General features: G+C 61.9%; 22 protein-coding genes. 17 read left to right on the top strand and 5 right to left on the bottom strand.

Features of this window, described 5'->3' with window-relative positions; all coding sequences use genetic code 11:
- Position 1: 1 nt before the first annotated feature.
- The 13 genes from waaC (at position 2) to J3P92_RS22865 (ending at position 14,394) form a co-directional block, all read left to right on the top strand.
- Complete coding sequence (gene waaC / locus J3P92_RS22925) at positions 2-1,060, top strand: lipopolysaccharide heptosyltransferase I (protein ID WP_420766143.1); 1,059 nt, start codon at positions 2-4, stop codon at positions 1,058-1,060.
- Positions 1,060-2,181: a glycosyltransferase family 4 protein gene (locus J3P92_RS22920; protein ID WP_434561010.1), complete on the top strand. Its 1,122-nt coding sequence runs from the start codon at positions 1,060-1,062 to the stop codon at positions 2,179-2,181. The genes waaC and J3P92_RS22920 overlap by 1 nt, the downstream gene beginning before the upstream one ends.
- The gene (gene rfaP / locus J3P92_RS22915; protein WP_420766145.1) at positions 2,181-2,987 is read left to right on the top strand and encodes a lipopolysaccharide core heptose(I) kinase RfaP; all 807 of its coding nucleotides are present in this window, start codon (positions 2,181-2,183) and stop codon (positions 2,985-2,987) included. Before J3P92_RS22920 ends, rfaP begins: the two co-directional genes overlap by 1 nt.
- Positions 2,987-3,721, top strand: coding sequence for a lipopolysaccharide kinase InaA family protein (locus J3P92_RS22910; protein WP_434561006.1), 735 nt, complete (start codon positions 2,987-2,989; stop codon positions 3,719-3,721). The genes rfaP and J3P92_RS22910 overlap by 1 nt, the downstream gene beginning before the upstream one ends.
- Positions 3,718-4,470, top strand: coding sequence for a lipopolysaccharide kinase InaA family protein (locus J3P92_RS22905; RefSeq protein ID WP_420766147.1), 753 nt, complete (start codon positions 3,718-3,720; stop codon positions 4,468-4,470). Before J3P92_RS22910 ends, J3P92_RS22905 begins: the two co-directional genes overlap by 4 nt.
- Positions 4,470-5,930, top strand: coding sequence for a lipopolysaccharide kinase InaA family protein (locus J3P92_RS22900; protein ID WP_434649145.1), 1,461 nt, complete (start codon positions 4,470-4,472; stop codon positions 5,928-5,930). Before J3P92_RS22905 ends, J3P92_RS22900 begins: the two co-directional genes overlap by 1 nt.
- A 291-nt stretch (positions 5,931-6,221) precedes the next feature.
- Positions 6,222-7,979, top strand: a complete 1,758-nt coding sequence (locus J3P92_RS22895; protein ID WP_420766149.1) for a carbamoyltransferase family protein — start codon at positions 6,222-6,224, stop codon at positions 7,977-7,979.
- Positions 7,963-9,093 (top strand): glycosyltransferase, encoded by a 1,131-nt coding sequence (locus J3P92_RS22890; protein ID WP_434649143.1) that lies wholly within the window; start codon positions 7,963-7,965, stop codon positions 9,091-9,093. Before J3P92_RS22895 ends, J3P92_RS22890 begins: the two co-directional genes overlap by 17 nt.
- On the top strand, positions 9,093-9,989 hold the full coding sequence (locus J3P92_RS22885; protein WP_420766151.1) for an antimicrobial resistance protein Mig-14: 897 nt from the start codon (positions 9,093-9,095) through the stop codon (positions 9,987-9,989). Before J3P92_RS22890 ends, J3P92_RS22885 begins: the two co-directional genes overlap by 1 nt.
- An 8-nt stretch (positions 9,990-9,997) precedes the next feature.
- Positions 9,998-11,401, top strand: coding sequence for a PIG-L deacetylase family protein (locus J3P92_RS22880; RefSeq protein WP_434649141.1), 1,404 nt, complete (start codon positions 9,998-10,000; stop codon positions 11,399-11,401).
- Between the two features lie 63 nt (positions 11,402-11,464).
- Complete coding sequence (locus tag J3P92_RS22875; protein ID WP_434649139.1) at positions 11,465-12,421, top strand: glycosyltransferase family protein; 957 nt, start codon at positions 11,465-11,467, stop codon at positions 12,419-12,421.
- A gap of 56 nt (positions 12,422-12,477) precedes the next feature.
- The gene (locus J3P92_RS22870) at positions 12,478-13,242 is read left to right on the top strand and encodes a glycosyltransferase family 2 protein (protein WP_420766154.1); all 765 of its coding nucleotides are present in this window, start codon (positions 12,478-12,480) and stop codon (positions 13,240-13,242) included.
- A 48-nt stretch (positions 13,243-13,290) separates the two neighbouring features.
- Positions 13,291-14,394, top strand: a complete 1,104-nt coding sequence (locus J3P92_RS22865) for a glycosyltransferase (protein ID WP_434649137.1) — start codon at positions 13,291-13,293, stop codon at positions 14,392-14,394.
- Here J3P92_RS22865 and J3P92_RS22860 read toward each other — a convergent pair.
- Positions 14,380-14,985: a toluene tolerance protein gene (locus J3P92_RS22860; RefSeq protein ID WP_434611677.1), complete on the bottom strand. Its 606-nt coding sequence runs from the start codon at positions 14,983-14,985 to the stop codon at positions 14,380-14,382. The two genes, J3P92_RS22865 and J3P92_RS22860, sit on opposite strands and share 15 nt — an antisense overlap.
- Positions 14,986-15,092: 107 nt before the next feature.
- Between J3P92_RS22860 and J3P92_RS22855 the strand changes: the two genes are divergently transcribed.
- The 4 genes from J3P92_RS22855 (at position 15,093) to hldE (ending at position 20,270) form a co-directional block, all read left to right on the top strand.
- On the top strand, positions 15,093-16,265 hold the full coding sequence (locus tag J3P92_RS22855) for an O-antigen ligase family protein (RefSeq protein WP_434649136.1): 1,173 nt from the start codon (positions 15,093-15,095) through the stop codon (positions 16,263-16,265).
- 15 nt (positions 16,266-16,280) lie between these two features.
- The gene (msbA, locus tag J3P92_RS22850) at positions 16,281-18,086 is read left to right on the top strand and encodes a lipid A export permease/ATP-binding protein MsbA (protein ID WP_420766157.1); all 1,806 of its coding nucleotides are present in this window, start codon (positions 16,281-16,283) and stop codon (positions 18,084-18,086) included.
- Between the two features lie 51 nt (positions 18,087-18,137).
- A complete protein-coding gene (gene cysC, locus J3P92_RS22845) occupies positions 18,138-18,764 on the top strand; it encodes an adenylyl-sulfate kinase (RefSeq protein ID WP_434649134.1) in 627 nt (208 codons plus the stop codon).
- Between the two features lie 84 nt (positions 18,765-18,848).
- Positions 18,849-20,270: a bifunctional D-glycero-beta-D-manno-heptose-7-phosphate kinase/D-glycero-beta-D-manno-heptose 1-phosphate adenylyltransferase HldE gene (hldE, locus tag J3P92_RS22840; protein WP_420766159.1), complete on the top strand. Its 1,422-nt coding sequence runs from the start codon at positions 18,849-18,851 to the stop codon at positions 20,268-20,270.
- 88 nt (positions 20,271-20,358) lie between these two features.
- On the opposite strand, the gene J3P92_RS22835 is transcribed toward hldE, so the two are convergent.
- From J3P92_RS22835 to J3P92_RS22820, 4 genes are all read right to left on the bottom strand, one after another.
- A complete protein-coding gene (locus tag J3P92_RS22835) occupies positions 20,359-21,324 on the bottom strand; it encodes a metal ABC transporter ATPase (RefSeq protein WP_420766160.1) in 966 nt (321 codons plus the stop codon).
- Positions 21,325-21,358: 34 nt separating this feature from the next.
- Positions 21,359-22,171 (bottom strand): aldo/keto reductase, encoded by an 813-nt coding sequence (locus J3P92_RS22830; protein ID WP_434608119.1) that lies wholly within the window; start codon positions 22,169-22,171, stop codon positions 21,359-21,361.
- On the bottom strand, positions 22,168-23,343 hold the full coding sequence (locus J3P92_RS22825) for an NAD(P)/FAD-dependent oxidoreductase (RefSeq protein WP_434560992.1): 1,176 nt from the start codon (positions 23,341-23,343) through the stop codon (positions 22,168-22,170). The genes J3P92_RS22830 and J3P92_RS22825 overlap by 4 nt, the downstream gene beginning before the upstream one ends.
- 109 nt (positions 23,344-23,452) lie before the next feature.
- Complete coding sequence (locus tag J3P92_RS22820; RefSeq protein ID WP_434649132.1) at positions 23,453-23,785, bottom strand: DMT family transporter; 333 nt, start codon at positions 23,783-23,785, stop codon at positions 23,453-23,455.
- Positions 23,786-23,829: the final 44 nt, after the last annotated feature.

The raw sequence follows: 23,829 nt of genomic DNA, 5'->3' as shown, positions 1-23,829 counted from the left end.
CTTGCGGGTATTGTTGATCAAGACCTCTTCGCTGGGGGATGTGGTCCACACGTTGCCAGCGCTGACCGATGCGACGCGGGCAATTCCTGGCATCACATTCGACTGGGTGGTGGAAGAGGGTTTCGCCGAAATCCCTACCTGGCATCCGGCCGTGGGCAAGGTCATCCCGGTGGCGATCCGGCGCTGGCGCAAGAACCTCTGGCAAACCCTCAAAAGCGGTGAATGGCGACGCTTCAAGCAGAGCATTCGCGCTGAAAAATATGATTTGGTGATCGATGCCCAAGGCCTGCTGAAAAGTGCCTGGCTGACCCGCTACGTCAAGGCGCCGGTGGCTGGGCTGGATAAGGATTCGGCGCGTGAACCGCTCGCGGCGCGCTTCTATTCGCGTCGCCTGGCGGTCGCTCGTGGTCAGCATGCGGTGGAGCGTGTACGTCAACTGTTCGCCTTGGCGCTGGGCTATGACTTGCCGCAAACCCAGGGCAGCTATGGCCTGGACATCGACCGACTGGTTGAATTGCCGCGCCCATACCCCTACGTGGTGTTCCTGCATGGCACGACGTGGGAATCCAAACATTGGCCTGAGCTCTACTGGCGTCAGCTCACCGAGCGCATGGGGCAATTCGGCGTGGTGGTGAAACTGCCGTGGGGCAACCCAGCCGAGAAGGCCAGGGCCGAGCGCATCGCCAACGGGCTGCGCAATGCCTTGGTGCTGCCGAAATTGAACCTGGGCGGCATGGGCAAGGTGCTCGCCGGTGCCCAGGCCTGCGTGGCCGTGGATACGGGCCTCGGGCATCTGGCCGCCGCTCTGGATGTGCCGACCATCTCGCTGCTCGGTCCGACCAATCCCGTGCTGACCGGCGCCTATGGCAAGGGCCAGATTCATCTCGCCAGCGATTTTCCTTGCGCGCCGTGCATGCAGAAACAATGCACTTACCCACCGACCGCCGAAGATGCCCGGCGGTTCGACCTGAAACGCGAGCAGCCTCTGTGCTTCACGCGTCTGAATCCCGAGCGTGTTGCCAGCCACCTGAGCACGTTATTGGCTGAGGAGCCGCGCTGATGCAATTGGCTTTTGTCCTTTACAAATATTTCCCCTTCGGCGGCCTGCAGCGTGACTTCATGCGCATCGCCTTGGAGTGTCAGCGACGCGGTCACCAGATCCGCGTCTACACGCTGATTTGGGAAGGTGACGTCCCGCCCGGCTTCGAAGTGCTGGTGGCGCCGGTCAAGGCGCTGTTCAATCACCGCCGCAACGAGAAACTCAGCGCGTGGATGGAGGCCGACCTGGCCAAGCGCCCGGTGGACCGGTTGATCGGCTTCAACAAAATGCCCGGCCTGGACGTGTACTACGCCGCCGACGGCTGCTTCGAAGACAAGGCGCAGAACCTGCGCAATTCGCTGTACCGACGCTGGGGGCGCTACCGGCATTTCGCCGAGTACGAGCGGGCCGTGTTCGCCAAGGACGCCAAGACCGAAGTCCTGATGATTTCCGAAGTCCAGCAGCCGCTGTTCATCAAGCACTACGACACGCCGCTGGAGCGCTTTCACCTGCTGCCGCCGGGCATTGCCCACGATCGTCGTCGGCCCGCCGATGCCGATGAGATCAGGGCGGCGTTCCGAGCCGAATTCGAGCTGGCCGACGACGATTTGTTGTTGGTGCAGATCGGCTCCGGGTTCAAGACCAAGGGCGTCGACCGCAGCCTCAAGGCCCTGGCCGCGCTGCCCACGCAATTGAAAAAACGCACTCGGCTGTTTGTAATCGGCCAGGACGACCCCAAGGTATTCCAGATGCAGAGCGCTGCGCTGGGTCTGGGCGATAATGTGCGGTTCCTCAAGGGTCGCAGCGATATCCCGCGTTTCCTGCTCGGTGCCGACCTGTTAATCCACCCGGCCTACAACGAAAACACCGGCACGGTACTGCTCGAAGCGCTGGTGGCCGGGTTGCCGGTGCTGGTCAGCGCGGTGTGCGGGTACGCTCACTACATCGCCGAGGCCGACAGCGGCCTGGTGCTGGATGAGCCGTTCGAACAGGCGCAGTTGACCGAATATCTGAGCCGGATGCTTAGTGATCCGCAAGCGAGGGCGGCCTGGAGCCGCAATGGTCTGGCCTTCGCCGAGACGGCCGACCTCTACAGCATGCCGCAGCACGCGGCCGATGTGATATTGGCGGAGCACGCTTAATGAAATTGATGCTGGCCGAACCGTTCAAGAGCCTTTGGGCCGGGCGCGATGCGTTCGTCGAAGTCGAAGCGCTCCAGGGCGAGGTCTACCGTGAGCTCGAAGCCCGGCGCACCCTGCGCACGGAGGTAGAGGGTCGCGGTTTTTTCGTGAAAATCCATCGTGGCATCGGCTGGGGCGAGATTTTCAAGAACCTGCTCACCGCCAAGCTGCCGGTGCTGGGCGCGGGCCAGGAATGGAAGGCCATCCAACGGCTGCAGGAAGTCGGCGTGCCAACCATGACCGCCGTTGCCTATGGAGAGAAGGGCAACAATCCGGCGGACCAGCATTCCTTTATTGTTACCGAGGAGCTGGCGCCTACCATAAGCCTTGAAGACTTCAGCCTCGACTGGGTCAAGCAGCCTCCGCAGCCCCGGCTAAAGCGAGCACTGATCGCCGAAGTGGCGCGCATGACCGGCATGATGCACCGCGCTGGGGTCAACCATCGCGACTGCTACATCTGCCACTTCCTGCTGCACACCGACAAGCCGGTGACGCCCGAGGATTTCAAACTCTCGGTGATCGACCTGCACCGCGCCCAGACCCGTCCGGCTATCACCACGCGCTGGCGTAACAAAGACTTGGCGGCGCTGTATTTCTCCGCGCTGGACATTGGCTTGACCCGGCGCGACAAGCTGCGTTTTCTCAAGGGCTATTTCCAGCAGCCGCTGCGCCAGATCCTGGCGCAAGAGGCTGCGTTGCTGGCCTGGCTCGAAGGCAAGGCCAAGAAACTGTATGAGCGCAAACAGCGGTACGGGGATGCGCTCTGATGTCGGGTTGGAATTTGGAACCCGCCTACGCTGAGCTGGCACAGGATTTCGGCAGCCTCGACGCGGTGTTCGCACTCCAGGGCGAGCGCCTGACCCGCGATCCACTGTCAGAGGTGATCCGCGTACAACGCAACGGCGTGAATTATTACGTCAAGCGCTATACCGGCGCCGGCAAGGGCTTGCGTCGTTATCTGGGCAAGCCACGGGTCAAGTCGGAATGGCAGAACCTCAAGCGTTTCGCCAAGTGGGGTATTCCCACAGCGGAAATTGTCGCCTGGGGGCTGGAACGACGGGGTGCGGCCTATGATCGCGGCGCGATGATCACCCGCGAATTGCCGCGCACCGAAGACCTTTCAGCCCTGGCCGAGCGGCACGATTCGCGGCTCGACGATCGCGCCTGGGTCGATGGCGTGAGCCGGCAGCTCGCCGGTTATACCCGGACCATGCACGATCACCGTTTCACCCATAACGACTTGAAATGGCGCAACCTGCTGATCGACGACCGGGCGCGTCTGTTCCTGATCGACTGCCCGAACGGTGACTTCTGGCGCGGCTTCTGGCTCAAGTACCGGATCACCAAAGACCTGGCATGCCTGGACAAAGTCGCCAAATATCATTTGTCGGCCACCCAGCGCCTGCGTTTTTACCTGCAATATCGCCAGCGCGACCGGCTCGATGCGTGCGACAAGAAACGTATTCGCCACGTGGTGAGATTTTTCGAGGGGCGTGAATGACCGATTTCCTGGCCGCCGAAGACCGGGCCTTGCTGGAGCGCCATGGCCTGGACAGCTTCGAAGCCCTCTGGTTGCGCAAGCTGGACGCAGTGGACGAGCCCAATACGGCTGGCGATGGCTGGAGCAGTGTGTTCCGGCTGGAGCTCGAGGGGCAGGGTTATTACCTCAAGCGCCAGAGCAATTACCTGACCCGGACGCTATCGCACCCTTTTGGCGAACCCAGTTTTTCCCGGGAGTTTCGCAACATCAGCCGGTATCGCCAGTTGGGTATCCCAGCGTTGCAGGCGGTCTTCTACGGGCGGCGGAAAGTGGACGGCGAGGTTCGGGCGATTCTGTTGACCCGCGCCTTGGACGGCTGGGATGACCTGGATTCGCTCCTGGAGCGCTGGCCGTCCCTGACGACCGTGCAACGCACCACCATCGTTCAGGCCTGTGGTCACCTGGCGCGGCGACTGCACGACATGCATCAGGTGCATGGCTGTTTCTATCCCAAGCATATTTTTCTGCAGGCCACTGCCGGCGGTCACCAGGCACAGTTGATCGACCTGGAAAAGACCCGTCCGCTGCTGTTCGGGCAGCGTGACCGGGTCAAGGACCTGGAGCCGTTGCTGCGCCGGGCCCGGGCCTGGAGTGAAGAGGATGTGCGTCAGCTGCTGTCTACCTATCTGGACCAACCGCTTGACGGTGCGCTGGTCGATCGATGGTTGGCCCGCCTGAGCGCTCGACGCACTCATAAGGAGACCCGCTGATGCATTTGTCGGAATTGAAAGGCGCTGGCCGCAGCCCGAGCCTGCCCCTGAGCCTGGAGCTGGCGGATGCCGCTGGCCCGGCGCAATTGCAACTGTTGTCACTGTTGCGGGTGCTGCCTGGGCAGCGTTACGTCGGCGCCGGTATCTGGCGCGGCCGGCCCGTGCTGGCCAAGTTACTGGTGGGCAGCAAGGCGCCGCGGCATTTCCAACGAGAGCTGCAAGGTGTTCGCCTTCTCGCGGAACAGGGGCTGACGACCCCATTGCTGTTGGCCGATGGCTTGAAAGAAGGCGAGGGTGGCTGGCTGCTGTTCGAGCTGCTGGAAGGCGCCGAGAGTCTTGGCGATGCCTGGAAGCAGGTCGAACATCTCCCCATGCTGGCGGACGAACAAACGGCGGTGCTGGCCGAGGCGCTGGGCGCTATTGCGCAGCTGCACGGCAAGGGCCTGTGGCAAGAAGATCTGCACCTGGACAATCTGCTGCGCCATGGCGACAAGCTCTATCTCATCGATGGGGCCGGCATTCGCGCCGAAACCCCCGGCCAGCCATTGTCGCGGCAAAAGGTCTTGGAAAACCTGGGGGTGTTTTTCGCCCAGCTTCCAAAATCCATCGAGCCGTTCAATGAAGAGTTGCTGGTGCATTACCTGTTGAGTAACGCCGAACACGCCCTGCCGATGGAAGCGCTGCAAAAACAGATCGACAAGGTCCACGCCTGGCGGCTGAAAGACTTCCTTGAAAAGGTCGGGCGCGAATGCAGCTTGTTCAGCGTGCAGCGCGGGCCGTTCGGCCTGCGGGCTATTCGTCGCGATGAAGAAACGGCCATGGTCCCGGTGCTGGAGCATGCCGATGCGTTGCTTGACCAGAGTCACTTGTACAAGACCGGTGGTGCCGCCAGTGTCGGTAAGGTCGAATCGAACGGTCGCACCCTGGTAATCAAACGCTACAACATCAAGGGCTTCGCCCACTGGCTCAAGCGCTTCTGGCGCCCGAGCCGAGCCTGGCATTCCTGGCGCGAAGGCCATCGGCTGGCCTTCCTCGGCATCGCCACGCCCAAGCCACTGGCGTTGCTGGAAAAGCGTTTCCTGTGGTTGCGTCGTGGCGCCTATCTGGTCACTGAACACCTGTCTGGCCCGGACATCATCGAACGCTTCGCCCCGCATGTGGAAAGCGGCGAAGCTCCTGAGTCCGAGCTGTTGGCGCTGGATCGCTTGTTCGCCGACCTGATCCGCGAGCGCATCAGCCACGGTGACTTCAAAGGACATAACCTGTTCTGGCAAGACGACCGCTGGGCATTGATCGACCTTGATTCCATGTGCCAACACCGGACCCAGGCCAGCTTCGCCCAAGCCTACGCCCGGGATCGCGCACGGTTCATGCGTAATTGGCCTGAGGGAAGTGCGCTGTATCGGGTGATCGATCAGCGGTTGCCGAAGGCAGTCGATAACACGTCGGCTATCGTGTAACCGCTCACCGTGGCGAGGGAGCTTGCTCCCGCTGGGCTGCGCAGCAGCCCCGACGCCATTCAACGCGCAGTACCAGGAAAAAACGATTTGCAGTTCCTGTGACGGCTGCGCCGCCGAGCGGGAGCAAGCTCCCTCGCCACGGACCGTGTAAACCCTACGACTCCGCTAGAGGCTTAAGATCGCTTTTAAGCTATAATCCCGCCCTTTAGCTGCCCCGTACCCTTGATGCGTGGCACATCATTTTTTCGCGGCGCTTGTCGCCCGTATGCAGACATAAGAGGCTAGACCCCTGTGGCATTGACGATTCTTGGCCTGTCCGGCGCCCTTAGCCATGATCCTTCCGCAGCGCTGTACATCGACGGCAAGCTGATCGCGGCGGCCGAGGAAGAGCGCTTCGTACGCGATAAACATGCAAAGAACCGCATGCCCTACGAGTCGGCGAAGTTCTGCCTGGAGCAAGCCGGCATCAAGCCGTCCGACGTTGACGTGGTGGCGATCCCCTTTGCCCCGATCAGCCTGTTCGGCGAAGCGCGCTGGCACTACGCCAAGCGCTACTGGTACGCCCCGGACCGTGCCCTCGATGCGATTCTGATGGGCAATCGTCGCTACAAACGTTATCGCCGCAAGATCGTCTGGTGCCTGGAACAACTGGGTTTCGACCCGAAAAAAATCAAGATCGAGCCGGTCGAGCACCACCTGGCCCATGCCTCCAGTGCCTATCACTGCTCGGGCTTCCAGGAAAAAACCGCCATCCTCGGCATCGACGGCAAGGGCGAATACGCCACGACCTTCTTCGGCTATGGCGAAAACGGCAAGATCCACAAGATCAAGGAATTCTACGACCCGGACTCCCTGGGTGGCCTGTACGGCGCGATCACCGAGTTCCTCGGCTTCGAGATGCTCGATGGCGAATTCAAGGTCATGGGCATGGCGCCCTACGGCGACGCCAGCAAATATGATTTCTCGCGCCTGGCCTCGTTCGAAAACGGCCAATTGGTGATCAATACCGATTACGCCAACGTGATCGGCCTGCGCCGCTATAAAGAGAAAGGCAAGGGTTTCTACTTCTCGCCAAAGCTGATCGAGTGGCTCGGTCCGAAACGCGAAGGCGACATCGCCGACGAGCCGTACATTCACTACGCGGCCAGCATGCAAGCGCTGTTCGAGAAGCTTGCGCTGCAAATGATCGATCACTACCTGGGCGACGTGCTCAAGGAAACCGGCAAGCTGGCGTTCGCCGGCGGCTGCGCATTGAACGTCAAACTGAACCAGAAAATCATCGCCCGCGATGACGTCAAGGAGCTGTTCGTGCAACCGGCTTCCGGCGACGCCGGTACGGCGGTGGGCGCGGCGGCTTATGTGTCCCACGCCCGTGGCGTGCCGGTGGAGAAGATGGAACACGTCTACCTCGGCCCAGCCTATAGCAACGAAGATGTGATCGCCGCCTGCGCCCGTCACCCGAGCAAGCCGGCGTGGCGCAAGATCGACAACACCCCTGAGCGCATCGCCAAGATCATGGTCGACGGCAACCCGGTTGCCTGGTTCCAGGGCCGCATGGAGTTTGGCCCGCGGGCCTTGGGCGGTCGTTCGATCATCGGTTGCCCAAGCGCCAGCGGCGTGGCCGACCGCATCAACGAACAGATCAAGTTCCGCGAACGCTGGAGGCCTTTCTGCCCGTCGATGCTCGACACCGTTGCGCCGCAGATGATCAAGGTTGACCACCCGGCACCGTTCATGACCTTCACGTTCGAAGTGGCTGAGGAATGGAAAACCCGCGTGCCGGAAGTGGTCCATGAAGACGGCACCTCCCGGGCCCAAGTGCTCAAGCGTGAATACAACCCGCGTTACTACGACATGATGAAAGCCCTGGAAGTCCTGACCGGCAATGGCGTGTCGCTGAATACCTCACTCAACCGTCGCGGCGAACCCATGATCTGCTCGCCCACCGACGCGCTGAACATGTTCTATGGTTCCGACCTGCAATACCTGATCATGGAGGACATCCTGGTGGTCAAGGACGGCGTGGACGCTTATGACACGCTCGGCTGAGCGACATGTGCTGCAGTTCTGCCACGGTTATGACGGGCCGTTCCTGGACTGCGCCCGTCAGTACGCCAGTCTGTTCGCCGGAACCGGTTATCGTGTGACCACGGTGTTTCTCACCGGCTCGGCGGACGCCGAGGTTGCCGCTGCCTGTGCCTCGGACGAGGTGTTGTTCATGGAGTACAGCTCCAGTGCCATTCGCGGCCTGAAGCTGGGTGCCATCGGCGATCTGCGCAAGATCGCCGCCTCGCGCAATTTCAGTTTATGCATCGCCCACCGGTTCAAGCCGATCTACATCGCCCTGCTCGGCACCGGGTTGCCGGTGATCGGCGTGCACCATGCCTTTGGCGATTATCAACGGCGTACCCGCCGATTGTTCGCCCAGGTTTTTCGCAAGCGCCTGAGCTTGCTCGGGGTGTCCGACGCCGTGCGCGACGACATGCGTCGCTGCCTGCCAAAATGGCCGGTCGGCAGGATCCAGACCCTCTACAACCGTATCGATCTGGAGGCCTTGCAGGCCAGCCAGGTTTCCCGGGAGCAGGCGCGACAAACCCTTGGGCTGGAAGCGAACGCCTGGATTGTCGGCAACGTCGGACGCCTGCATCCGGACAAGGACCAGGCCACCCTGCTTCGCGGTTTTGGCGCTGCGCTGGCGTACCTGCCAAGCCACAGCCAACTGGCGATTCTGGGCAAGGGGCGCCTGGAACAGGACCTCAAGGCTCTGGCGCGAGAGTTGGGCATTGCCGACCGCGTGCTGTTTCTCGGCCAGGTGCCAGAGGCCCGTCGTTATTTCCGTGCCTTCGACGCGTTTGCGCTGAGCTCCGATCACGAGCCGTTCGGCATGGTGCTGCTCGAAGCCATGGCTGCCGGCGTGCCGTTGCTGGCCACGGCCTGCGGTGGCGCAAAGGAGGTCGTCGAGGGCGTCGGCATCCTGTTCCCGCTCGGTGACGCCGAGCACATGGCCCAAGGGCTGCAACACCTGGCTGCGATGGACGAATTGCAGCGGCGCCAATGCGCCGAGTTGATGCTGGAGCGCTTGCGCGAACGTTTTTCCGATCGCGCCGTACGCGAGGCATTCTGGCGCTTGCCCCAAGTGACTGAACTGGCGCCGAGGAACTGATGCTCAACCGATTCCAAGGCTGGCGAGAGCGCGGCTGGACCACCACGGATGCCTCGAGCTACGCCCAGGCGTGGCAACGTTTTGGCGGCAGTGTGGCGACACACCCCCTGGTCGTGGAGCGCCTGGCCGCCCTGGCTGGGATTCCCGTGCGTTACCTGGCATTCGAGCAGGGCGGCGAGCTGAAGGCGGCAATACCGACCTGGGGCCGCGATCTGGCGCTGTCGAAGGACGTGCTCAAGCGCAGCGGAAAAAAAGGCCTGTTCGACCTGGGCAATGCCGAGTTGATCCTGCCGGCCGCGCCCGACACCCAGGCACCGTTGCGTCATCGAGGACGGTATCTGTCGGCGCTCAATGAAGGTCGCTTCAGCGGTTTGAAACTGCAGAAAGAGCAGCTGGCCATGGCTCGCCTGCCGGAAGAACTGTCCAAGAAGTTCCGCTACAACCAGCGCCGTGAATTGCGTCTTCTGGAGGAAGCCGGCGGGCAGGTGCGGCCGGTCGGCGAGTTCTCCAGTACCGAGTTGGCGTCGATCTACTGTGATCTGTTCCAGCGTCGCTGGGGTTTTCCCGCCACCGGTGCCGAGCGCATGGGCGAGGTGGTCGAGCTGCTGCGCGAGCTGCTGATCGGCTCGGTGATTTTTCTCAACGATGCGCCCATCGCCATCCAACTGGTCTATCGCGTCGAAGCGCCTGAATGGATCAGCGTCGAATACATCAATGGCGGCGTCGACCCGCAGACTCGCGAATTCAGCCCGGGCAGCGTCTTGAGCTTCCTCAATACGCAAGGCGCCTGGGAGCACGCCCGGGCCGCGGGCAAGCCGTTGCGGTTTTCCTTTGGCCGGGCGGATCGCGAATACAAGGATCGCTGGTGCAACCCCGTGCCGGTATTCAGCGTATGAACCCGCCGATGAATCGAAAACAACAACTGCTCAAGCGCCATCGTCGCAACAAGCGCGTGGGGCTGTTGTGCGCCCTTGTCGTATTGGGGCTGATAGGCGTTTGGGTGGCCTGGTGGCTGCCGCTGGTGCTGGCGCTGTTGGGCTGGGTAGCCCACGAGGCGTGGTTCGCCGATCATCTGTTCTATTCGCCCAAGGATGACTACCAGTACGATTTCCCCCCCTTCACGCAGCAACCGAAGGTTCACCTCAATGCAGGGCGACTGCGCCTGGATGAAGGTGTGATTCTCGATGACGGCGCGACTCTGGTCCTGGCCTTGCGGATCAAAAGCACCTGGCTGGGGCGTTTCTTCGATCCGAGCGTCGAGTTGTCGGGCGGTGAAGCGGCGGACCGACAAACATTCGAGCGTGGAGTCAACGGCCTGCGCTACCTCAACCTCAGTGAGCAGGGCGCGGTGCTGTCCCGGGGTGAATTGCGCTTGCGCGGACGCTTTTGTCGCTTGTCGGGCGAGCCGATGCTGTGGTCGTTTGCGCCGATGGAGCTACAGCGTCCACGGCTGATGGTTATCGCGCCCCACGCCGACGATGCGGAACTGGCCGCTTACGGACTCTACAGCCAGGCCGAAGAGGCCTGGATCGTCACCCTGACGGCCGGGGAAATCGAAGCACAACATTACCAGCGCATGGGCCTGGGACGTGCCGAAGCTGCGCGGCTCAAGGGGCGATTGCGCGCCTGGGACAGCCTCGCCGTGCCGCGTTGGGCCGGTGTGCCGCAGGAACACTGCGTGCAACTGGGGTATTTCTGCCTGCAACTGGCGGCGATGCAAGCCGCGCCCGGCCAACCCCAGGGCTCCCGCGAGGCGGATCTGAGCGATACCCGGCTGTTTCGCCAACTGAACCCGTTTGCCTTGCCCGGCGATGCAGACGGTGCGCCGACCTGGAACAACCTGCTGGCGGACTTGCGTGAAGTGCTGCTCAAGGCGCGCCCCGAAGTGATTGTGCTGCCTCACCCGACGCTCGATCCGCATCCCGATCATCTTTGTGCCCACCAGGCTGTCTTGCAGGCGCTGGAAGGACTGGAGTGGCAGCCCTCCGTGCTGCTGGGATACGCCAACCACCTGCACGACAACGATCGTTGGCCCATGGGTGATACCGGCATGGGCGTCGCGTTGCCGCCCCATTTCGACCCGGCCCGGCCGATGCATCCGTTCAGCCTGGGCCTGACCCTGGCCGGGCAACGTGACAAGGCCATGGCGCTGGGCATGATGCATGACCTGCAGCCGCCTGCTCCGTTCAAGCGTCGGTTGCGTCGTGGTATCCAGCGTCTGTTGGCCGGGCGCCGGGAGTCGCCCTATGGCGAGAATGAATTCTTTCGCAAGGCTGTACGCCGTCATGAACTGTTCTGGCGGCTTTAAGGGCCCAGGGGGCTACAAGGCCTCCGGTTATCTATCAAGTCGTTCGGTGCCGCAAGGAAGACGATGAAAGTTCTGTTTCTGGTGCAGAAAGAACAACGGGCCATCCTGGATCGGCTCTATGAAGGTGTCGCCGCCCATTGCGAGTGCGACCTGCGCTGGCTCGACAGCCAGGAGCAACGCAACCTGCGAGGCTATTTCCGGAGACACGTGGACGTCTCCCGCTACGACCGGATTGTATTTTTCCTGCGCTTCAAGCAGGAAATCCGCCAGGCGGGGTTCATCCGCACGATCCCCAACCTGGTGATCCTGGAGCATGATGCCTACCAGAACTACATCCCGTGCAAATACACCGGCAAGTTCAGCGCTCATTACCGACGCCTGCCGTGGGTGCGGGTCATCAGCTCCGGGTTCATGGTGACCGAACGCTTGCGTGCCGAAGGGTTCGATGCGGTTTTCGTACCCAAGGGCTATGATCAATCGCTGTTGCAAGACCAGCAGCGCGAGCGGGACATCGAGCTGGCGTTTGTCGGCAGTACCAACAGCGTCGCCTATAGCGGGCGCAAGGCATTGCTGGACGAGCTGGCGCGCGTCGAGCCGCTGGTCGTCACCCGTACCAAGTCCGGCGAAGAGTATTGCGAAACTCTCAATCGGATCCGCTTCTTCGTCAGTGCCGATGTGGGCATGGGCGAGTACATGATCAAGAATTTCGAGGCGATGGCCTGCGGTTGTGTGCTGCTGGCCTATGATCAAGGCGCCGAGGAAGCGCGGGCGCTGGGGTTGCAGGACATGCATAACGTGGTGTTGTATCGGGACATCCCGCAACTTCAGGAAAAACTTTCCCGGCTGCGCGCGGAGCCCGAACTGGCGCAAAGTATCGCCCGCAACGGCCACAGGCTGGCATTGGAGCAGTTCAGCTTCGCGCGTATCGGACAAAAAATGGTGGAAGCGCTGGAACCTCCGCTGCGACCGCGCGAACCGTTGAGTCTGCTAGAGTCCTTGCGCCAGAAACTGGGCATTTAACAAAAACCGCGATGCCATCCAACGACCTGGGTGGCATTTGACTAAATGGTATTTCAGTGCAGTTTTCCGACGATAGTGACATCACCCTGGTGGTCACCAGTTGCGGCCGGCTCGACCTGCTCAAGCGGACGCTCGAGAGTTTCGACCGTTTCAATACTGCGCCTATCCGCGAAGTGTTCATTACCGAAGATGCGGGCGACGATGGGGTGCATGAGGTCCTTCCTGCCCATTGGAAGGCGCACTGCACGGTTTTCATCAATCGGCCGAAGCTGGGGCAGCTGGCGTCGATCGATCTGGCCTACGGACACGTCAAGACAGCGTATATCTTCCACTGCGAGGATGACTGGGAGTTCTACCGCCCGGGGTTCGTGGAGGACTCTCTGACGGTCCTGCAACTGCGGCCCGAGATTCTCCAGGTATGGCTGCGCAATTATGTCTACGACCTGTGTGTCCACAGTCCCTACATTCGCTTGGGCGAGCGTCAGCTGATCGGCGGCGTGCCGTGCTATCCACTGATATCCGACAAGCCTGAATGGCAGAGTTTTTCCCTCAATCCTGGCCTGCGCCGTTTGAAGGAATACCAGTTGTGCGCCCCGTTTGCCGGTTTTGGTGGCGAAAAGGCCCTGTCGCTTCGTTACGCTCAACTGAACTTGACCGCGGTCACCCTTGAAGGGGATGCTGTTTTACACACCGGATTCGGTGTCCATGTCGAAGTCCCTGTCGAACGCCAGCGCAAGGCGCGTCGCAGGCGCCGTGAGCAAATCAAGCTCTTTCTGATCCTTTTGCTCGGAGTCTGTGTTGGCTGGCTTATCAATTATTGAGTTTCTCGAAGCACGAGTTCGGGTCCGCGATCAAAGGTTTGCTGCTCGATGAGCATTATTAATGTTATGTGGGCAGGCGGTTCGCCATTCGCTTCGGTGCATAAGGTCCATCGCCAGATACTTTCACAAATCGACCCGGCGATGCCTGTCAGGACATGGCTCTTGCAGGGCTCGGAATCTGCGTGCCTGGAGGGGGTGGGTCCGGCGCGTGAATGGAACCTGACCTCGGCGAAACTCAAGGGGCGGCACTTCTGGCGCCTGTTCAGGCCCTGGATGCACAGCCGTTTTCGCCAGGCGCTGCTCGACAGCGCTGCCCAAGTGGTCCTGCTCGACGGCCTCGGTGTGGCTCGTACCCTGTTGCCAGTATTGAAGGACATGCCGCACATCCATGTGGTGGTGATATTCCACGGTGCGACACGGCTCAATGCCGTGGGCCGGGATCTGCTGCGCGGCTTTGCGCCCTCGCGCCTGGCCCTGGCTGCGGTGTCGCAGACATTGGCGGCATCGCTGCAGGAAGCGCTGGGGTTGCCGGTCACTGCGTTGCGCAGTGCATTCGATCCGGCTGGATTCCAGACCTGCCTCCTGCCACGTGAAGAGGCTCGTGCCCGGATGCACTTGCCTTTGGCGGGCCCCCGCATATTCGGCGCCGTGGGGCGGCTGGTGGACAAGAAGGGCTTCGCCAGTTTGCTCGATGCCTTTGCCCTGGCGGCTGTCGCGCAGCCTGACTGGCGCTTGGTGATCGTCGGCGAAGGGCCTGCACGGGAAGCACTGCAGGCGCGCATCGACCAGCCGGACCTGGTCGACAAGGTATTGCTAGCGGGGCATCTGGAAGACGTGGCGAAGCTCTATAGAGCGTTCGACTGGGTGCTGGTCCCCTCCTTTGAAGAGGGCCTTGGCCTGATTCTCCAGGAGGCGATCCTGGCCGGCGTTCCGGTGCTGGCCAGTGACCTGGCGGTGTTCCGCGAACAGCTGGCCGATGCCGGTTGGTATGCGCCTGCCGGCGATGAGAGTGCCTGGGGCGAGGCGATCACGCGGGCTTCAGAGGCTTCGGCCGAAGCCGTCGCGGCGGCGCAATACCAGGCATTGGCGCCGGACGAGGCATGGGCGGGTTTCTGCCGGACCGCCCGGGAATTGATCTCAGGCAGGCAGTAGGGCGTTTTCCAGCGCTTGCATCGGAAAGCTCCCGTTCAGGTTTTCCCGCGCAATATAACGAGCGAAATGCTGCAAGTTGCGGCGCGCCAGATAGCGCGGCAATGGCGAGCGCAGGAAGCGCATGTCGGCGACATCGATCAGCCCCAGGGTGTTTTCCGGAGTGACGACGATATTGCCTAAGTGCAACGAACGAAAATAGACACCACGGGCGTGGAGGCTGCGGATCAGTTCGATCAGGTCCGGGAGGCGCTGTTGCCAGCTGAAGCTCTCCTGATTCGACAATTGGCGCAGGGTTTTTCCCGGAAGCGGCCGATACAGTACGGCGGTCATGCCGGGCTTTTGCAGTTTGTAGTAGGCAAGCACTTCGAGAGTCGGTACGCCGAGTTCTTGCAAGCGGGCCGCGTTTTTGATGAATCGCGTCGAATAGGGCCTGAACAGGGCCGACGAAAATAGCCGCTTGCGGCGAAACAGTTTGAGGATGTTTCCATCCTGCAACAGATAGACTTTTGGGCCGTAGCTGTCGGCCTCCAGAATGCTGGCGCCTTCAATCAATTGATTCAAAGCGGCTTGGGGAAGCCGTGAGGATTGCATCGTAGGGAAACCTTGTTGAAAGAACCGGTGCCGTGGCGGGCCATGATGCCCAAAAGTTTTTGTTTTAACCATGCCGGTTTGGCTGGTACATCGATTAGGAGCTTTGGATGCAAGCAACACGTTGGGCGCAGGTATGGATGGCCTTTGGCTTGTCATGGTTTTTGCTGGCGATCGCACTGGCACCCGCCAACAAGGTTTATCAACAAGGAATGATCGCATTCGTCTGGTTGCCCGCGATCCTGTTCGCCTGGCCCGCGCGGCACAGGCTGGTGGAGTTATGGCGCGCCCAGCGCTTGGTCTACACGGCGTTGCTGGCATTGATGGCGTGGGCATTGATCACCCTGTTCTGGGCCGAGTCGCCGGAACCCGTGCGCGAAGCCAAGCGGTTGTTGTACATCCTGATATTTTTGATGTTCTTCCCGATTTTCGCTGACGGTCGACCTGAGCGGGTGATCCGTATCATGCAGTGGGGCGGTGTTGGGCTAGCCCTGACGGCCTTGATGGCAATGATTCATTTCTATGGGATCGAGAACCAGCGCTGGGTGGCGCGTCTCGAGGGGCTGGGCGAGTTGTCCCATCCGATCCTGGGTGGCTACGTGATTGGCCTCGCGGCGATCTGGATGCTGCATTGGGTGCCGCGTCGTATCGGGCTGCAGGCTGTGTGTGCCGTGGCCTTGGCTCTGCTGGGCTTGTTCGTGGTCATGAGCCAGAGTCGCGGCGCGGCCCTGGCCTTGTTGCTAAGCGTACTGGCCATGCCGCTTTACTGCCGGGACTCGCGTACTCGTTTGATTGCCGCCGCGGCGCTGGTGCTGGCGATGGTGACTTTCTGGTTGCTGGAACCCTTGGTGATGGCCCGCGGAGCTTCCTATCGTCCGGAAATTTTTGCGTCCAGCCTGCAGATTATTTCCGAGCATCCCTGGGGGGGGCTGGGATTGGCAGGCGACTACCGGGTTCCTGTCGGTGGCCGTTTGTTCGACCACTCGCATAACCTGTTCACCCACGTTGCCATTCAGTTGGGCCTGCCCGGAATGTTGATATGGTGTGTGGTCTGGTTCGCGGTGCTGCGCGAGGCCTGGCGTGCCCGTGACACCCTGCTGGGCCGAGGCGTGCTGGGCATGTGGGTGTTTTCGTTCCTGGCGATGCAGTTCGACGCGGCGAGCCTGACGGGCACCCCGCGCGCCGAGTGGTTCATCACTTGGCTGCCGGTCGGCATGGCCAGCCTTTTGACCTGGGCGCGGGCCAATCCCGATGGCTGTGATAAAATCCCGCGCTCTTCCTAACCAGTGAGCTCGACGATGAGTGACGCACCGCCTAAAGCGGAACAGGATTCCAGCCTGAAAATCTATTTCCGGCTGCTGGGATACGTCAAACCCTACTTGGGCATTTTCCTGCTGAGTATCGTGGGCTTCGTGATATTTGCGTCCACCCAGCCCATGCTGGCCGGGATTCTCAAATATTTTGTCGACGGGTTGAGCAATCCCGATGCGGTACTGTTTCCCAGCGTGCCGTATCTCAAGGATTTGAAACTGCTGATGGCCGTGCCGCTGCTGATCATCCTGATCGCTGCCTGGCAGGGCCTGGGGTCGTTCCTGGGCAACTATTACCTGGCCAAGGTCTCGCTGGGGCTGGTGCATGATCTGCGGGTCGAGTTGTTCAACAAGCTGCTGGTCCTGCCCAACCGCTATTTCGACACCCACAATTCCGGTCATCTGATTTCCCGGATCACCTTCAACGTGACCATGGTCACCGGTGCTGCCACGGACGCCATCAAGGTGGTGATTCGCGAAGGCCTCACCGTGGTGTTCCTCTTCGCTTACCTTGTGTGGATGAACTGGAAACTGACCTTGGTGATGCTGGCGATCCTGCCATTGATTGCAGTGATGGTCAGCAGCACCAGCAAGAAATTCCGCAAGCAAAGCAAGAAGATCCAGGTGGCCATGGGCGACGTGACCCACGTCGCCTCCGAGACCATCCAGGGTTATCGGGTGGTGCGCAGCTTCGGTGGCGAGGCCTATGAAGAACAGCGTTTTGCCAGCGCCAGCCAAGGCAATACCGACAAACAACTGCGCATGACCCGCACCGGCGCGGTCTACACGCCGATGCTGCAATTGGTGATTTACACCGCCATGGCCGCGCTGATGTTCCTGGTACTGTTCCTGCGCGGTGACGCGACAGCGGGCGATCTGGTGGCCTACATCACCGCGGCGGGCCTGCTGCCCAAGCCGATTCGCCAACTCTCGGAAGTCAGCTCCACGATCCAGAAGGGCGTGGCGGGCGCGGAAAGCATCTTCGAGCAATTGGACGTCGAGCCCGAAGTGGATAAAGGCACGGTCGAGCAGGAGCGCGTGAGCGGCCGTCTCGATGTGCGCAACCTGAGCTTTACCTACCCTGGCGCCGATCGGGAAGTGCTCAAGGACATCAGCTTCACCGCTGACCCTGGGCAGATGATCGCCCTGGTAGGGCGGTCGGGCAGCGGCAAGTCGACCCTGGCCAGCCTGATCCCGCGTTTCTATCACCACGAAGTCGGTCAGATCCTGCTCGATGACGTGGAAATCGAAGATTATCGACTGCGCAACCTGCGCCGGCATGTGGCCCAGGTGACCCAGCACGTCACGTTGTTCAACGATACGGTGGCCAACAATATCGCCTACGGCGACCTGGCCGGCGCGCCGCGGGCCGACATCGAAAAAGCCGCCCAGGACGCCTACGCGATGGACTTCATCGCGCAGCTTCCCCACGGCCTGGATACCGAGGTCGGCGAAAACGGCGTGCTGTTGTCCGGTGGCCAGCGCCAACGGCTGGCGATTGCCCGGGCATTGTTGAAAAACGCGCCGCTGTTGATCCTCGATGAGGCCACCTCGGCACTGGACACCGAGTCCGAGCGGCATATCCAGGCCGCGCTGGACCAGGTCATGAAAGGCCGTACGACCCTGGTCATTGCGCATCGGCTGTCGACCATCGAAAAGGCCGACATGATCCTGGTCATGGACCAGGGGCGCATCGTCGAACGCGGCACCCATGGCGAACTGCTCGCGCAAAATGGCTATTACGCGCGTCTTCATGCCATGGGCCTGGATGTTCCCACCCAGGACATCGCCTGAATACGAGGCCAAGGCTATGCTCTGGTGCACGACGACGATGGAATGCTCGACATGGATGAGACAACAAGGGCATCAAAGCGACAATCGCAGGCTCAGCCGGGCGCGCTGACACTTTCGCCCTCGGACCGGGCGGCCATCAAGTTCCAGCGGCCTCGCTGTTTCTGGTTGACCGGGCTGTCGGGGGCTGGAAAGTCGACCTTGGCCAATGCCCTGGAAGTTCGCCTTCACCAGCAAGGCCTGCATACCGCTTTGCTGGACGGCGACAACCTGCGCAGGGGGCTTTGCAGTGACCTTGGGATGGATGCCGGCTCCCGAAAGGAAAACGTGCGGCGAATAGCCGAAGTGGCGCGCTTGATGGTCGAAGCAGGGCTGATTGTCATCGTCGCGGCGATTTCGCCGTTTCGGGCCGATCGAGACGCGGCACGACGGCTCTTTTCCCATAATGACTTCATCGAAGTCTACGTCAGTACGCCGTTCGACGTGTGTGCCGAGCGCGACCCCAAGGGGCTGTACCGCGAAGCCCTCGCCGGGCGGATCAAGCATTTCACCGGTCTCGATAGTCCTTACGAGGCGCCGCTGGCGGCCGAATGCGAAATCGATACCAGCGAGATGGAGCTGGCCCAGGCCTGCGCGCAGATGATGGCATTGCTGTGTGAAAACAATGAAAGCGCGGCTTGATACTTCCGGTCACCGCCATGGACGAGCCTCCCCCAACCCTGTGCTAATATCGCGCCCCTGTTCATTTTGTATGTGGGATGTTCCATGAAGTTGTCCATGCCGCGATTCGATCAAGCCCCTGTATTGGTGGTCGGCGATGTCATGCTCGACCGCTATTGGCATGGCGGTACATCACGGATTTCCCCCGAGGCTCCGGTACCGGTGGTCAGGGTCGAGCACATCGAGGACCGTCCCGGCGGTGCCGCCAACGTTGCCCTGAACATCGCCGCCCTCGGTGCCCCGGCTTCCCTGGTCGGCGTGACCGGTGACGATGAAGCGGCAGAGAGCCTGGCCAACAGCCTGGAAGGCGCTGGCGTGCGGGCGATCTTCCAGCGCATCGCGCACCAGCCGACCATCGTCAAGCTGCGGGTCATCAGTCGTCACCAGCAACTGCTGCGCATCGACTTCGAAGAACCGTTCGCCACCGACCCGCTGTCCCTGGGCGCCGAGGTCGACAACCTGCTCGATGGTATCAAGGTCCTGGTGTTGTCGGACTACGGCAAGGGCGCGTTGAAGAACCATCAAGTGCTGATCCAGGCTGCCCGTGCCCGCGGTATTCCCGTGCTGGCCGACCCCAAGGGCAAGGATTTTTCCATCTACCGTGGCGCGAGCCTGATTACCCCTAACCTCAGCGAGTTCGAAGCCATCGTCGGTGGTTGCGCCGATGAGCACGAACTGGTGAGCAAGGGCGCACAGCTGATGCACGACCTGGATCTGGGGGCGTTGCTGGTTACCCGCGGCGAGCACGGCATGACCCTGCTGCGTCCCGATCATCCGGCCCTGCACCTTCCGGCCCGTGCCCGCGAAGTATTTGACGTGACGGGCGCCGGTGACACGGTGATCTCCACCCTGGCCGCGGCGATTGCCGCCGGCGAGGAACTGCCCCACGCGGTTGCCCTGGCGAACCTGGCGGCGGGCATTGTCGTCGGCAAGCTGGGTACGGCGGCGATCAGCGCCCCGGAACTGCGGCGCGCGATCCAGCGCGAAGAGGGATCGGAGCGCGGTGTGCTGGGGCTGGAGCAACTATTGCTGGCTGTCGATGACGCGCGCGCCCATAAAGAGAAAATCGTCTTCACCAACGGTTGTTTCGACATCCTCCATGCTGGCCATGTGACCTACCTCGAGCAGGCCCGGGCCCAGGGTGATCGCTTGATCGTCGCGGTCAATGACGATGCTTCCGTGAGCCGCTTGAAAGGGCCGGGCCGGCCGATCAACAGCGTCGACCGCCGCATGGCGGTCCTGGCCGGCCTTGGCGCGGTGGATTGGGTGATCAGCTTCAGCGAAGGCACGCCGGAAAACCTGTTGCGCCAGGTCAAGCCGGATGTGCTGGTCAAGGGCGGCGACTACGGTATCGACCAGGTCGTGGGTGCCGACATCGTTTCCGCCTATGGGGGCACGGTGAAGGTGCTGGGGCTGGTGGAAAACAGCTCGACGACGGCGATTGTGGAAAAGATCCGCAATAACTGATTTATCTGACAAAGCGCAGCACTTGTGGGTGCGAGCACGCTCGCTCCCACAAGGGGGCGTTGTCCGGTCAGAAAAATCGGCGTCAGGCCTAACGAGCCACCTTGCTCGGGACGATTTTCTTGAGCAGCTGCCGCGCCTTGCCCTTGAGCCGGGTCAGCCCGGACTCCTTGCCCGGTGGCGTCAGCCCTTGCTGGCGTAGCCAGTCCTTCCAGCGAATCCGCTCGTCACGCACCAGCCAACCGTCCTGCCGGGCGAAGCTCTCCGCCAGGTATAAGCCGCGGGTGCTGGCCGCAAGCAGCTGATCTTTCTTCAACGTATACAGTTCGGGCAGCGGTTGTCCGTCCTGCAGCGGCATCAGGTAAAGATCGGGTCGCTTGCGGTCCAGGCGCGCCACCAATTGGTCGCCCTCCAGACGCTCATCGACATGAAACAGGCTCAGTGACTTGGCTTCCTTGGGCACGTCCAGGCGCAAGTCATAAATCAATTGCAGGGAGGCCGTCGGCAGATGCACGTAGGCCCGTGGTCGTTCGATCAGTTGCAGATTGGCGCAGCGCACCGGCCGGGCCGAGCCGGACAGCGGAGCCAGGCGAAACGGCAAGGCTTCGCGATAATGCAGTGCGCTCGAATAAGGCGCCGGGAGCCAGGTGTCGTTGAAGCGTCCGCCGAGCCAACCTTCAGGTGTTTCCAAAAGGCATTCTTCGGCTATTTCGTTGATGGCGGTAAGCAGCGGCAGGTTCAGCTCATGGGCCGGTACATAGCCGGAGATCAGCTTGAGCACCACGTCGCCGCGATCCTGGCGACGCTGACGCACCAATACCCAATACTCGCGGTTCTGCCAGTGCAGGGTCAGGCGCACCGAGACGCCCAGGTTCGCAAGCTCCACGGAGAAACGCTCGGCATCGTCCACAGCCACGGGACGCCGCCGCTGCAAGGTCTGGGCAAAATTGAGCGGCATTCCCACGCTCTGGTAAGTCAGGCCTTCGGGAGTCGCTTCGACGGAAAGGGGCAGAGTCTTGAAGTTACTTGGATTTTTTCTGATGAGCGTACGCGGCATGTCGGCTCCTTCCTTAAGGCCGCGTAGGGCGGCGTCAGTTTCTGCGTAGGACCTTGGCTACGGTCGCAACGTTGTGGGCGAGGTGCAGCGGATTGATGGTGCCGACAATAGCACTGGCAACCCCGGGATGCCCAAACAACAGTTCAAAGCTGGCGCGAACCGGGTCCTCACCGGGGCTCAGGCAGGCATGACCGCTGGCCAGGGCTTTTTTCACCAGGATCGCCTTGCCGTGCTCGGCCGCGTACTCAATGACCGCCTTTTCGCTTCGTTCGTTCAGATTGTAGGTGACCATCGCGCAATCACCTTGCTCCAGAGCTTTCAAGCCACCGTCGACGGTCTTGCCAGAGAATCCGAAGCCGCCGATCTTGCCCTCGCGCTTGAGCGCCGCCAGGGTCGGGTACACCTCGCTGTCGTCGAGGATCGCCAGGTCATTGCCGTCCGAATGCACCAGTACCAGGTCGATGTAGTCCGTTTCCAGGCGCTGGAGGCTGCGCTCCACCGAGAGCCGCGTATGAGCAGCGCTGAAGTCATGACGGGACTGGCCATCGCTGAATTCCTCGCCGACTTTGCTGACGATCACCCAGTCGTGACGCTGGCCGCGCAACAGCGGCCCGAGGCGTTCCTCGCTGCGGCCATAGGCAGGCGCGGTGTCGATCAGGTTGATGCCCAGGTCGCGCGCCAGCTTGAGCAGCATGCGCGCTTCGGTGTCATCCGGAATCTGGAAACCGCTGGGGTACTTGACGCCCTGGTCGCGGCCCAGCTTGACCGTGCCCAGGCCCAGGGGCGAAACCAACGGGCCGTTTTTGCCCAGCGGGCGACGCAGATCGTGGAGTGTCGGCTGGCTCATGGCAGCAGTTGCTCCCAGGCGGGAACGCCCATGGGCGGCTTGGGCAGGTCCGGCAGCGGGGCGGTATGGCTGGGCTGGATACCATCGCGTTGCAGCGCGGCGATCACCCGGTCGGAGAAGTCCGGGGCCAAGGCGAGCTTGGTCGGCCAGCCCACCAGCAGGCGACCCTGCTCGGCGACAAAGGCGTTGTCCGGGCGGGTCAGGCCCGATTGCAGCGGCTCGGCGCGGGCGACCCGCAACGTGGCCCATTGTGCGGTGCTCAGGTCGATCCACGGCAGCAACTGGCCGAGCTCTTTCTGGGCGACGGCGATCTGCGCAGCGGGCTCGCGGGCGACGGCATCCCCCTCGGCAAGATCGCCTCCCAGGTACCAGACCCATTGGCCATCGGCGGCCGGATGGGTGGTCACAGTCACCCGGGGCTTCGGCCCGCCACCCAGGCAATGGGCGTAAAGCGGCTTGAGGCTGGGGCCCTTCGCCAGGACCATGTGCAACGGCCGGGTCTGCATGGCCGGCTGGTCGAGGCCCAGGGCGCGGAGCAGGTCGGCGGTGCCGCCGCCGGCACTGAGGACGATGCGCTGGGCGCGGATTTCGCGACCGTCGACCTTCAGCCCGACAAGTTGGCCTTCCTCGTGCAGCGGTTCGACCTGCTGCCCGGCCAGCAGGCTGTCGCCGGCCAGGTCTGCCAGGCGCGCGATCAGGCTGGGAACATCCACCACCAACTCGGCCAGGCGGTAAACCTTGCCTTTGAAACGCTTGTCTTGCAGGGCTGGCGGCAGTTGCTCGCCCTTGACCTGGTCGACGCGCCCGCGCACGGCCTTGCTGGCGAAAAAGCTCGTAAGGTTGCCGGCCAGGGTGCCTGGGGACCAGAGGTAATGGGCGTCGGACAACATGCGTACCCCCGACAGGTCCAGCTCACCGTCGCCCTTGAGGGCCTCGCGCCAACGGCGCGGCATGTCGGCAATGGCTTCCGAGGCGCCAGTCAGGGCTCCGTGCAACGCATACTTGGCGCCGCCATGGATGATGCCCTGGGATTTGACGCTCTGCCCGCCGCCAAGGCTGGCGCTTTCCACCAGCACGGTTGAAAACCCCTGGCGGCGCAAGCGCGCATTCAGCCAGAGGCCGGCGACTCCGGCGCCGACAATGAGGATGTCGGTGGAAATAACGGATGGCATGCAGCGACCTCGGAGGAAATTAAGCGGCAAGTTTCAAGCTTCGAGCTGCAAGTTACAAGCGAGAGGGTATCGCTTGTGCTTGCAGCTTGAGGCTTGGAGCTGCGCTGCTTCAATGTCCTGCAGTCTTGGAAAACAACTGGATCACCACCACCCCCAACACAATCAACGCCATCCCCAGGATCGCCGGCACGTCCAGTTTCTGCCCATAGATAAACAGCGCCGCGACGCTGACCATCACGATCCCCAAGCCGGCCCAGACCGCATAGGCCACCCCCACTGGAACGGTGCGCACCACCAGCGTCAGCATCCAGAACGCAGTGCCATAGCCGGCGATGACCAACAACAAGGGCAGGGGCGTGCTCAAGCCCTTGATCGCTTTCATCGATACGGTGGCGATCACTTCGGCGCAGATGGCGATGGCGAGGTAGTAATAGGCGTTCATGGGCGATTCCTCTCGGGTCGTTGCGTCGTTCGATGGGCCCATTC

The organism is Pseudomonas sp. D3-27 (assembly GCF_051132165.1).
In the GTDB taxonomy this organism is placed as follows: domain Bacteria; phylum Pseudomonadota; class Gammaproteobacteria; order Pseudomonadales; family Pseudomonadaceae; genus Aquipseudomonas.
Note: the sequence above shows the minus strand (reverse complement) of the source record. Positions and strands in the feature narration are given on the sequence as shown.

Excerpts from the sequence above, each read along its gene's own strand:
- J3P92_RS22830 (WP_434608119.1), bottom strand. The coding sequence starts at position 22,171 with ATGAGCCAGCCGACACTCCACGATCTGCGTCGCCCGCTGGGCAAAAAC.
- hldE (WP_420766159.1), top strand. The coding sequence starts at position 18,849 with ATGAAGTTGTCCATGCCGCGATTCGATCAAGCCCCTGTATTGGTGGTC.
- cysC (WP_434649134.1), top strand. The coding sequence starts at position 18,138 with ATGGATGAGACAACAAGGGCATCAAAGCGACAATCGCAGGCTCAGCCG.
- J3P92_RS22890 (WP_434649143.1), top strand. The coding sequence starts at position 7,963 with ATGACACGCTCGGCTGAGCGACATGTGCTGCAGTTCTGCCACGGTTAT.
- msbA (WP_420766157.1), top strand. The coding sequence starts at position 16,281 with ATGAGTGACGCACCGCCTAAAGCGGAACAGGATTCCAGCCTGAAAATC.
- J3P92_RS22865 (WP_434649137.1), top strand. The coding sequence starts at position 13,291 with ATGAGCATTATTAATGTTATGTGGGCAGGCGGTTCGCCATTCGCTTCG.
- J3P92_RS22900 (WP_434649145.1), top strand. The coding sequence starts at position 4,470 with ATGCATTTGTCGGAATTGAAAGGCGCTGGCCGCAGCCCGAGCCTGCCC.
- J3P92_RS22905 (WP_420766147.1), top strand. The coding sequence starts at position 3,718 with ATGACCGATTTCCTGGCCGCCGAAGACCGGGCCTTGCTGGAGCGCCAT.
- J3P92_RS22825 (WP_434560992.1), bottom strand. The coding sequence starts at position 23,343 with ATGCCATCCGTTATTTCCACCGACATCCTCATTGTCGGCGCCGGAGTC.
- rfaP (WP_420766145.1), top strand. The coding sequence starts at position 2,181 with ATGAAATTGATGCTGGCCGAACCGTTCAAGAGCCTTTGGGCCGGGCGC.
- J3P92_RS22820 (WP_434649132.1), bottom strand. The coding sequence starts at position 23,785 with ATGAACGCCTATTACTACCTCGCCATCGCCATCTGCGCCGAAGTGATC.
- J3P92_RS22875 (WP_434649139.1), top strand. The coding sequence starts at position 11,465 with ATGAAAGTTCTGTTTCTGGTGCAGAAAGAACAACGGGCCATCCTGGAT.
- J3P92_RS22885 (WP_420766151.1), top strand. The coding sequence starts at position 9,093 with ATGCTCAACCGATTCCAAGGCTGGCGAGAGCGCGGCTGGACCACCACG.
- J3P92_RS22835 (WP_420766160.1), bottom strand. The coding sequence starts at position 21,324 with ATGCCGCGTACGCTCATCAGAAAAAATCCAAGTAACTTCAAGACTCTG.
- J3P92_RS22855 (WP_434649136.1), top strand. The coding sequence starts at position 15,093 with ATGCAAGCAACACGTTGGGCGCAGGTATGGATGGCCTTTGGCTTGTCA.
- J3P92_RS22880 (WP_434649141.1), top strand. The coding sequence starts at position 9,998 with ATGAATCGAAAACAACAACTGCTCAAGCGCCATCGTCGCAACAAGCGC.
- J3P92_RS22860 (WP_434611677.1), bottom strand. The coding sequence starts at position 14,985 with ATGCAATCCTCACGGCTTCCCCAAGCCGCTTTGAATCAATTGATTGAA.
- J3P92_RS22910 (WP_434561006.1), top strand. The coding sequence starts at position 2,987 with ATGTCGGGTTGGAATTTGGAACCCGCCTACGCTGAGCTGGCACAGGAT.
- J3P92_RS22920 (WP_434561010.1), top strand. The coding sequence starts at position 1,060 with ATGCAATTGGCTTTTGTCCTTTACAAATATTTCCCCTTCGGCGGCCTG.